Here is a 9,641-nt window from a genome sequence, read left to right on the forward strand (position 1 = left end):
GAAACAGGGCAAGAACCTGCTCGACGTGGTTACCCAGCTCTTCGACGGCCGAGGAGCCTGGATCCCCATTCCAGCCTGACCACCAAACCAGTCACGGCTAAGCAAGCCCGTTGCCCCGCTCCTCAGCTCCGATCCCGACGCCCCCACCGCCTGGAACGCAGCCCTGGAGCAGACCGGAACCTGACCTGTCCCATCTCGAAAGCAGTGGCCGCCGCCGTCCTCGTCGCCATGCCCGAACCGCGCCTGTCGGGCTTCCCTGCAATACCTCGAAGGGGTGACCCGAGCTGTTCGAGCGACACGTCCGCTCCTCAGGCCAAGGCCTACCTGATCCCTGCCGCTATATGGAACATCTGTCCACGATCTGCCCCGGAGCTGCCCGTTACGGGCCCATCCGGGGACCGTTGTTAGAGCACCAGTACCAGTTGTGCGCCATCTGGAGGACCCCATGAATCCTGTGCCCGCCCCCGTAAATCCTCCCGCGGCATTCGAACGCCTCCAGCCTGTCTTCCCGCGCTCCGCGCGACCCCGGTGCCATGTTGACGCCGTCCAGAGCGCAGCACGACCGGATACGAGGTGGGGGGCATGAGCGCCGGCAGCGATGCAGATGGCATCTCCCAGGGTGAGGTACCGGCCCCGCGCCGTGCAGAACTTCCGCTGCCGCCCGTCGCCGTGCCCGCCGGGTCTCAGGACGGCGATATCACCGACGGCCTGGCGGAGGCGTACTGGTCCGTGTACGACGGCGCCGCGTCCAAGGCCACGGTGGGACAGATCCTCGCGCGGCTGCCGCGGATCGTGCGCCAGATCGGCCAGTTGGCCTGGAACGCCGACCGGAATGCAACCGTCGCCGTGGTCCTCCTGCAGTTGGCATCAGCTGCGATGACGGCGTTCGGGCTCATGGCCTCGGTCGCGGTCCTGCGGGAGCTGTTCGCCGAGGGGCCCACCCCGGACAGGGTGCGTGCCGCCGTCCCGCAGCTCCTCTACGTGGTCGGTTTCCTCAGCGCCCGGGCGCTCCTCGAGGCGGGCGTCGCCGTCGCGCAGGCCAAGGTGACACCGAAGATCCGCACCGCGCTGGAGTGCGAGTTCCTCAAGCTGACCGCTCACGTCCGCCTGGAGGTCGTCGACGACGCGGACTGGCACGACGAGGCGTACCGGGCCAACGACCGCGGGCTGTTCTACGCCCGGCAGATCGTCGGCCAGGTCGTGTCCCTGGCCGCGGCGCTTCTCGGGCTCGTAGGCACCGCCGGCGTGCTGGGCATCCTTCACGCGGCCTTGTTGCCGCTGCTCCTGCTTTCCGTGCTGCCGGTGGGCGGGGCCGCCGTGCGCACCGCGCGGGCACGCTTCCATTCCTTCAAGCGGTGGAACGCGCTGCAGCGCCGGGTGCGGGTCTTCTCCTGGCTGCTGCTGGAGCGGGACGCCGCCGCTGAACTTCGCTCGGACACTGCGCAGGGCGCGCTGCTTGAGGAGCACCGCCGACTGACGACGCGGATCGCCGAGGAGGACACCCGCCTTGGAGTGAGTTCGGCGGGACTGACGCTGGCGGGGCGGGCCGTTGGGGGGATCGGAACCGGCATCACCTACACGGTGCTCGGCGCCATGCTGATTGCCGGGTGGCTGCCGCTGGCCGCCGGCGCGGGCGCGGTCCTCGCCATCCAGGCCGCCCAGGCCTCACTGACCCGGCTTGTCGACGTCTCCCACCTCGTCTACGAGCACGCCATGTGGGTGGACGATCTCCTGGCCTTCCAGGAACGCTGCCGCCAGGTGCAGCCGCGCCGGAGCGGGCTGCCCGCTCCACAGACGGTCAAGACCATCACGCTGGACAACGTGTACTTCACCTATCCGGGCAAGGACACCCCGGCGCTGAACCGCATCTCCATGACGCTGCGCGCGGGTGAGACGGTCGCGTTCGTCGGCGTCAACGGATCCGGCAAGTCCACCTGCGCGCGGCTGCTCGCCGGGCTGTACGACGCTCAGGACGGGGGCACGGTCTGCTGGGACGGCGTGGACGTGCGGGAGATGGACGCCGAATCACTGCAAGCCCGGGTCGGCTGTGTGCTGCAGGAGCCGGTGCGCTTCCCGTTCAGCGCACTGGCCAACCTCACGATCTCCCGGGGAACGCTCACCGAAGCCGAACCGCAACAAGCTCTGGACGCAGCGCGGGCATCCGGCGCCGAGCAGGTCATCGCCGACCTGCCGGGAACATGGGAGGCACTGCTGTCCAAGCGGTTCCGCGGCGGTCAGGAACTGTCCGCCGGCCAGTGGGCGAAGATCGCCGTTGCCCGCGGCCTGTACAAGAACCCACCCGTGCTGCTGCTGGACGAGCCGACCGCCAGCATGGACCCCCGCGCCGAACACGCCGTGTACCAGGCTGTGCTGCGGGGCAAGCTGCGTCCGGATCAGATCACGGTGCTGATCTCCCACCGTCTGGCGAGCGTCGTCGAGTGCGACCGCATCTTCGTCTTCGACGGCGGCCGCATCATCGAGACCGGCACGCACCAGGAACTGATGGACCTCGACGGGGAATACGCCGGCATGTTCACCCTCCAGGCCGACGGCTACCGGGCAGAGGCCGGGGAGGCGGCATGATGCCCGATCGCCCGCAGCCTGATCCCGCAGTCCAGTCAGCCTGGCCTGCGGCCTTCGCCGCACACCATTCCGGCACCGACTGCCCGATGTGCGGCAACGACTTCGAAGCCGGCGACATCGGCTGGGGCATCCTCCTGCGGCGCGGTGAGATCAGCAACGCGTACTTGTGGCGCAGCGGACAGGTCCGCGGGTACAGCGTCGTGATCTACACGGGACGCCACGTCGCCGAACCCACCGAGCTGGACGAGCACGAGGCGGCGGCGTTCTGGCGCGACACCCTCACCCTGGGCCGGGCTCTTGAGTCGCTCTACCAGCCGCTGAAGATGAACTGCCTGCTGCTCGGCAATCAGATCCCCCATAGCCACTGGCACTGCGTTCCGCGACGTAAGGCCGGTGCGGACCCGGCGCCGGGCCGGCCGTTGCCGTTCGACGTTCTCGACCGCGGGCGCCAGGACGAGGACCAACTGCAGACCGATGTCCGAGCGCTTCGCCGGCTGTTGAACGACCCGGAGTGGCCGGGGGTGCGGCAATGAGCGCTCAGTCGGACGTGATGGTCGTGGCGGGGATCCTGCCGATGCTCTACCGGATCATTCCCACCACGGTCGACGAAGGCCCATCGGGGACCGCGACCCGGAACTACGTGGCCAGAGCCAGCGACGGCCGCCGCTGGTTCGTGAAGGCCTACCCGGCGAGTGCCGACCTGGAAGAGGAGCGCCAGGCACTGGAGCTGGGCCAGTTCGCGAGGTACGGCGGAGTCCCGGTGCCAAACGTGCGCCGGACCCTCGTCGGCGAACTCATCGCGACCGCTAGGGCGCGTATCGAGTCGTGATCATCGGGTGGTCCTGGTGAGGTCTTTGATCCAGATCATCGAGGCGTGCAGGTGGAGACTGGCGAGGTAGCTGTCGGGAGTCTTGTCGTATCGGGTGTCTCACCGTCTGGCTTTGTACGCGAGAACGGGAGTCGTTTGTCGATGAGCTCGGGAGGCGCCCTGTTGGCGGCCAGGTCGATGTTCACGAGTTTGGGAGGCACCCGCCGCTGAGCCGATGGGTACATGTACCGGTGTGTGCCCAGACTCCAGTGGCCGCGCACAGTTGAACGCGCCGCCGCCATCGTCACCACCGGCGGGTGTTCCCTCCGACAGTGCTACTACCGGCTCGTTGCGGAGGGCCTGATCCCGCACACCGCGCCGACCTATCGGCGTCTGTCCTCCCGTCTCGCCCAGATCCGCTGGGAGGAGCGGTTCCCCGACCTTGTTGACCCCTTGCGCGAGGTCCACGTCCCTCCGGCCTGGCCGGACGCCGGCGCCTTCCTGCGGGCCGCGCCGGACTGGTTCACCCTGGACCGGACCGCCGGCCAGACCACGACCCTGTACGTGGCCTGTGAGAAGGACACCTTGCGGGCGCAGTTGACCGGCTGGCTGGAGGACACGGGCGTTCCCGTGCTCGTCGTCCGGGGCTTCGGCGGCCAGAGCTACGTGCAGATCGTCCGCGAGCGCACAGCCCGCGACCCGCGGCTGGCGGTGCTGCTCTACGTCGGCGACTTCGACGCTTGCGGACCGGATCGCGGACGAAGAACGGCAGCGGCGACGGCTCAGGGCCTACGCGGAGGGATGGCCTCTGAAGGGGGTGTGAGTAATTGAGGACAGGAAATCCCTGCGAGAATGATCTTGCTAGGGTTCACTCAAGACCTGGGGCGTTCAACAACCTCACATGTGGACATCGGCCTAGCGGCCGTGACGCGCTCAAGCTCTTCAACGAGAACATCACCGCGTGGGAGGTGGTCAGGCGATGACCCCTGAGGAGCAGGATCTGATCATGGGCCTGGCGTTCGTACCAGGTGTGGGTCGGACGCGCACGCTCGACGAGGTGCTCGCCCACTTCGGCGAGTCCGACGGTGGGGCCCTGGCGCTCCGGCTGCTCCGGGACGCCATGGAGCGCCGGGACGCCGACGACGTCGAGATGGCGTTGATCGTCCATGGCGCCGCCGACGCCTCGGTCGAGGAGTTCATGGAGCCGTTGATCGAGCTGTTCCCTGCCGAATGGCACAGGGAGCACGAGGACATCGTGTCCATGCTGGGCACGCTCCGCTCGCCCAAGACGGCGCCGACGCTGGTCTTGGCGACTCGCTGGGTTCCCGAGCGCTTGGACTTCGACGAGTTCCGGGCGCTCGCGGTGAAGGCGATCTGGGCGCTCGGCGCCATTCCCGGCGAGGAAGCCCGGGAAGCCCTCGAGGGCTTGCGCGACGCCGAGAACGAGATCATCCGTGAGAACGCCGTGAAGCAGCTCGCACGCCGCGGCGAGCTCTGACCGCGGAGTCGTAGCCGTTCATCCGGTACGCCCGGCCGAGTTTCCTCGGCCGGGCGTACCGACCAAGATCAATCTCACCAGGATTTCCTGTACCTCAACTATCACACCCGTAAACCACCTGCCGGGCCGTGAGTGACTCCCAAACTCATCGACATTGATCAAGGGACCGGCCCACGCGGTGACTCCCGAAGCCGTCGACAAACGACTCCCGTTCTCGTGTACAAAGCCACACCGTCCCAGTTCCGGCCTCCTGGTACGTCACGCTCTGGGGCGGGTGAGGCACGTGGAGCCGACGTGAGCCGACCGGTGCACTGATGTCCGGGCGGGGACTCATGGGACATGGCCCGGCACCCGGCTCAGGTTCCGGGGAGGATACGGCGCGTTTCGTAGGCCCACATCGCGATCTCGACCCGGTTGCGGGCGCCGAGTTTGGCCATCAGGCTGGCCAGATGCGTCTTCACCGTGCTGAGGCTGATGTGCAGTGCATCGGCGATCTCGGTGTTGGTCAGCCCGCGAGCGACGGCGAGGAGCACCTGCTCCTCGCGGGCGGTGACGGGGGAGACCGGCTGGGCCACGGGCCGGCCGGCGGGCAGGTCCGCGAATGCCTGGAGCAGACGGACGGTGACGCTGGGCGCGATGAGCGCCTCACCGTCGGACGCCGACCATACGGCCTGCGCCAGAAGGTCCGGTCCCGTGTCCTTGAGGAGGAATCCGCGGGCGCCGGCACGCAGTGAGCCGTAGACGTACTCGTCGAGGTCGAACGTGGTGATGACGACCACGGCCAGCGGGTCGGCGACGCCCGGGCCGGCGACCAGCCGGGTGGCCTCGAGCCCGTCGAGTACGGGCATGCGGATGTCGAACAGGCAGACGTCGGGGCGTAGTTCGCGGGCCAGACGTACCGCTTCCCGCCCGTCGGCGGCCTCGCCGACCACCTCGATGCCGGGCTGGGCGTTCAGCATGATCCGCAACCCGGTGCGGATGATCGTCTGGTCGTCAGCGACGAGGACGCGAATGGACACCGCTCTCGCTCCTCGCTCTCGGCAGTTCGGCTTCGACATGCCAGCCCCGGTCGGTACCCGGGCCGGCTCGTAGTGTGCCGCCGAGCAGGGTCGCGCGCTCGCGCAGTCCGGTAAGTCCGTATCCGTCGCGACCCCGGCCGGTGCGCCGGCCGTTGTCGCGCACGCTCACCCGTACCGTGTGCCGTTCCGCGGCGACCCGAACGACGAGCTCGGTCGCGTCGACCGCATGGCGCAGCGCGTTGGTCACCGACTCCTGCACGATCCGGTAGACGGCCGCGTCCACGGCCGGGGGCAGCGCGTCCAGTTCGCCGTCGAGCCCCAGGTCGACCCTGAGGCGACCACCCGGGGTGCGCACCAGGCGCTCCAGATCCGCGACTCCGGCAGGGGGCGCCAGCTCGGCGCCGACCCCGCGGTCGCGCAGCGCGGCGACCATGGCGCGCATTTCCTCCAGCGTGCGCGCCCCTTCCTCCTCGACCCCCTCCAGCGCCTCGACGGCGGCGGACGGGTCGGTGCCCGCGAGCACCCGGCCCGCCTGGGCGATGATCACCATGGCCGACACGTGGTGGGCCACCGTGTCGTGCAGTTCCCGGGCGAGCTGCTCGCGCTCGCGGGAGCGCACCTGCTCCAACTGCCGCTCGCGAGCGGTCACCCGGAACCGCACGGCAGCCCCGACCACGCCGGGCAGCAGCAGGAAGACGAAGCCCACGACCTTTTCGACGACCGGGGTCTCGTCCGTGACGACACACAGCGCGCCGGCCGCGAGGATCACCGCGCCGCCCAGCACGATCTCGCGTCCCGATCCCCACCGGGGCAGCGCGTACACCAGCACGAGCACGACCGCGCCGGTGTACAGGCCGACGGGCTCGCGCGGTGCGGCGACGAGCGAGGCCACCGGAAGCAGGATCACCGAGCCGAACGCCAGCGTCACCATCGCCAGCGGGCGGGTCCGGCGCCACAGGGGCAGCAGGCACAGCCATACGGCGAACACCACCGCCACCGGCCGCCACACGACGTTCTCGCGCAGGGTGGCCTCCAGCACCACACCGCCCAGGCCCGCGGCGAGCAGCGCCCAGTCCCGCCGCACCCGGGCGGGCGCGTCGGGCGGCCGGGGTTCGGTCCACAGGGTTCGCAGGTCGTCTCGCAGCACGGTTCTCAGCCTAGGGACCGCGCCGTGCCGCGCATCGGCCGAAAGGACGGGTCGTCACTCCGCCCCGGGGCCGACGGATCCGCGGCCCGCGAGCCGATGCCGCAGAGCGCCGTGGCGACGAGCCTCGGCATCGGCGGCCGTACAAGGACGGCCGACGAGGTGGTTGGAGGACCCGATGCTCTCGAAAGCCCTGTTGCGCCTGGGCGCAAGCGCCGCCCGCCATCCCTGGCGGGTGATCGCGGCATGGCTGATCGCCGCCACGCTCGCCGTCCTCGCCGCGATCGCCTTCGGCGGGCGGACCGCGGACTCGATGACCGCTCCGGGACTGGACTCCCAGCGGGCCGCGGAACTGATCGAGCGGGCAGGCACCGGCCAGGAGGGGATGACCGCCCAAGTGGTCGTCACCCCCCTCGACGGCGCTGCGACGTTCTTCGACCACGACAGCGCGCGCACCGCTCTCACGCGGCTGCAGACCGAGGTGAAGCGGCTGCCGCACGTGCTCGGCACGAGCGACCCGGCGGGGGCACTCGACGCAGGCGGGGACACCGCCGTGCGCGGCGGCCTCGTCTCGGCCGACGGGCGGATCGCGGTCGTCCGGGTGCAGTACCCCGACCAGAGCCGACTGTCGGCCGAAGACCTCGACGCCCTCGTCGAACTCGGCGACCGGCTGCACGCCGAACTGCCCCTGCGCATCGAGATGGGCGGGAACCTCTTCTACGCCTTCTCCGACCCCGACGGCGGCGCGAGCGAGCTGATCGGCCTCCTCGCCGCGGCCGCGATCCTGTTCCTGGCGTTCGGTTCGCTCGTCGCCGCCGCGCTGCCGATCGGCATGGCGGTCTTCGGACTGACCGTCGGGGTCGCCACGATGACGGTACTGGCGGGGGTCACGGACGTCCCCACCTTCGCGCCGGTCCTGGGCAGCATGGTCGGGCTCGGAGTGGGCATCGACTACGCGCTGTTCGTGCTCGCCAGGCACCGGGAGTACCTCGCGCGCGGGCTCGATCCGCACGAGGCGGCCGGACGAGCGGTGGCAACGGCGGGGCGGCCGGTGGTCTTCGCCGGCGGCACCGTCGTAGTGTCGATCCTCGGCCTGGCGGTCGCGAACGTGCCGTTCATGACGGTGGGCGGGCTTGCCGTCTCGATCGTCGTCCTGACCATGGTGCTCGCGTCGGTGACGCTGCTGCCGGCCTTCCTCGGCGCCGCCGGCCCACGCCTGGCCCGGGCCGGCCGGATCGGCCGGGCTCTGCAGACCAGGAAGCTGGGCCGACTCGCACGGCGGCGGGACCCGGCGGCAGGCGCCGCCCACGCCGCCGGGTGGCGTCGCTGGATCGGGCACGTCAGCCAGCACCCGGTGCCGTACGCGGTCGGCGCGGCGGGGCTGCTGCTGACCGCGACGCTGCCCGTGCTCGGCCTGCGCGTCGGCCTGCCCGACGACGGCTCACTGCCCCACAGCCGTACCGAGCGCCGGGCCTACGACCTCGTCGCCGAGGGGTTCGGCCCGGGCACCAACGGTCCCCTCGTCATCGCAGCGGATCCCACCGGTGATCCGGGAGTGCTGGACCGACTCGTCGCAACGGTCGCGGCGGATCCGGGCATCGCATCCGTCGCGCCGACGCACATCGATCGGGCCACCGGCATCGCGACCCTCGTGGTGTTCCCGACCACCAGCCCTCAGGACAAGGCCACGGCCGACACCATCGCCCGGCTGCGCACCGACGTGCTGCCCACGGCGATCGGGCACGGCCCGGCCAGGGCCCACGTCGGCGGCGCCGCCGCGAGCCTGTCCGATGTGGGCCAACGCACCAGCCAACGCCTGCCGGTGTTCGTCGCCGCCGTGCTGGCGATGTCGTTCCTGCTGCTGATGCTGGTCTTCCGCTCGATACTCGTACCGCTCAAGGCGGTACTGCTGAATCTGCTGAGCATCGGCGCGGCCTACGGCATCATGGTCGCGGTCTTCCAGTGGGGCTGGGGAGGCGCACTCATCGGGCTGGAAGCGACGGTTCCGATCGTGTCGTTCATCCCGATGTTCCTCTTCGCCATCCTGTTCGGCCTGTCGATGGACTACGAGGTGTTCCTCCTCTCCCGCGTACGCGAGGAGTACCTGCGCACCGGCGACAACGGCACGGCGATCGTTGAGGGCGTCTCGCGCACCGCCCGGATCATCACCTCGGCCGCCCTCATCATGGTGGCGGTCTTCCTGTCCTTCGCCGTCGCCGAGGACCCCTCCACCAAAATGTTCGGGCTCGGCCTGGCCACCGCGATCTTCATCGACGCCACAGTCGTACGCATGGTGCTGGTACCGGCGACCATGACACTCCTCGGCCGGACCAACTGGTGGCTGCCGAAGTGGCTAGACTGGATGCTTCCCCGCGGCCCGGTCGGCACCGACGACACCGACGCGGAATCCACGGGTGAGGCCCCGCGTCCACGGCTGGTTGACCGTTGACTCAACTCCTGCCCGCCCTTGGCGTCCGGCACCTCAGCGAGTCACCTAGAAGATCACTGAAAATCTTGCGTGTGGGGCTGTCCGGCGGTGGGCCGGGCAGCCCCTTGCCTTATGCGTGTGCCGTTGCGAGCGTCCAGGTG

The 9,641-nt window shown here is 70.0% G+C and carries 8 protein-coding genes; 6 read left to right on the forward strand and 2 right to left on the reverse strand.

The genetic code is table 11. The annotated features are described in order from the left end of the window. Window positions 1-582 precede the first annotated feature (582 nt). The 5 genes from ACFV9O_RS38520 (at window position 583) to ACFV9O_RS38540 (ending at window position 4,889) form a co-directional block, all read left to right on the forward strand. Window positions 583-2,583 (forward strand): ABC transporter ATP-binding protein, encoded by a 2,001-nt coding sequence (locus ACFV9O_RS38520; RefSeq protein WP_385427224.1) that lies wholly within the window; start codon window positions 583-585, stop codon window positions 2,581-2,583. Window positions 2,584-2,669: 86 nt separating this feature from the next. Beyond that, window positions 2,670-3,116 carry an HIT family protein gene (locus ACFV9O_RS38525; protein ID WP_385427228.1) on the forward strand — a complete coding sequence of 149 codons (447 nt, stop codon included), beginning with the start codon at window positions 2,670-2,672 and terminating at the stop codon, window positions 3,114-3,116. Beyond that, on the forward strand, window positions 3,113-3,412 hold the full coding sequence (locus tag ACFV9O_RS38530) for a hypothetical protein (RefSeq protein ID WP_385427231.1): 300 nt from the start codon (window positions 3,113-3,115) through the stop codon (window positions 3,410-3,412). The genes ACFV9O_RS38525 and ACFV9O_RS38530 overlap by 4 nt, the downstream gene beginning before the upstream one ends. Window positions 3,413-3,646: 234 nt before the next feature. Then, window positions 3,647-4,222: a hypothetical protein gene (locus ACFV9O_RS38535; protein ID WP_385427234.1), complete on the forward strand. Its 576-nt coding sequence runs from the start codon at window positions 3,647-3,649 to the stop codon at window positions 4,220-4,222. A gap of 148 nt (window positions 4,223-4,370) precedes the next feature. Next, window positions 4,371-4,889: a hypothetical protein gene (locus tag ACFV9O_RS38540; RefSeq protein ID WP_385427237.1), complete on the forward strand. Its 519-nt coding sequence runs from the start codon at window positions 4,371-4,373 to the stop codon at window positions 4,887-4,889. A 356-nt stretch (window positions 4,890-5,245) separates the two neighbouring features. Here the strand turns inward: ACFV9O_RS38540 and ACFV9O_RS38545 are convergent, their stop codons facing one another. Together ACFV9O_RS38545 and ACFV9O_RS38550 are read right to left on the reverse strand one after the other, a co-directional pair. Next, window positions 5,246-5,908 (reverse strand): response regulator, encoded by a 663-nt coding sequence (locus tag ACFV9O_RS38545; protein WP_385427240.1) that lies wholly within the window; start codon window positions 5,906-5,908, stop codon window positions 5,246-5,248. Continuing rightward, the gene (locus ACFV9O_RS38550; protein ID WP_385427242.1) at window positions 5,883-7,055 is read right to left on the reverse strand and encodes a sensor histidine kinase; all 1,173 of its coding nucleotides are present in this window, start codon (window positions 7,053-7,055) and stop codon (window positions 5,883-5,885) included. Before ACFV9O_RS38550 ends, ACFV9O_RS38545 begins: the two co-directional genes overlap by 26 nt. Window positions 7,056-7,230: 175 nt before the next feature. Here ACFV9O_RS38550 and ACFV9O_RS38555 point away from each other — a divergent pair, with 175 nt between their 5' ends. Next, window positions 7,231-9,501, forward strand: a complete 2,271-nt coding sequence (locus ACFV9O_RS38555) for an MMPL family transporter (protein ID WP_385427245.1) — start codon at window positions 7,231-7,233, stop codon at window positions 9,499-9,501. Window positions 9,502-9,641: the final 140 nt, after the last annotated feature.

The organism is Streptomyces sp. NPDC059909 (genome assembly GCF_042730885.1).
In the GTDB taxonomy this organism is placed as follows: domain Bacteria; phylum Actinomycetota; class Actinomycetes; order Streptomycetales; family Streptomycetaceae; genus Streptomyces.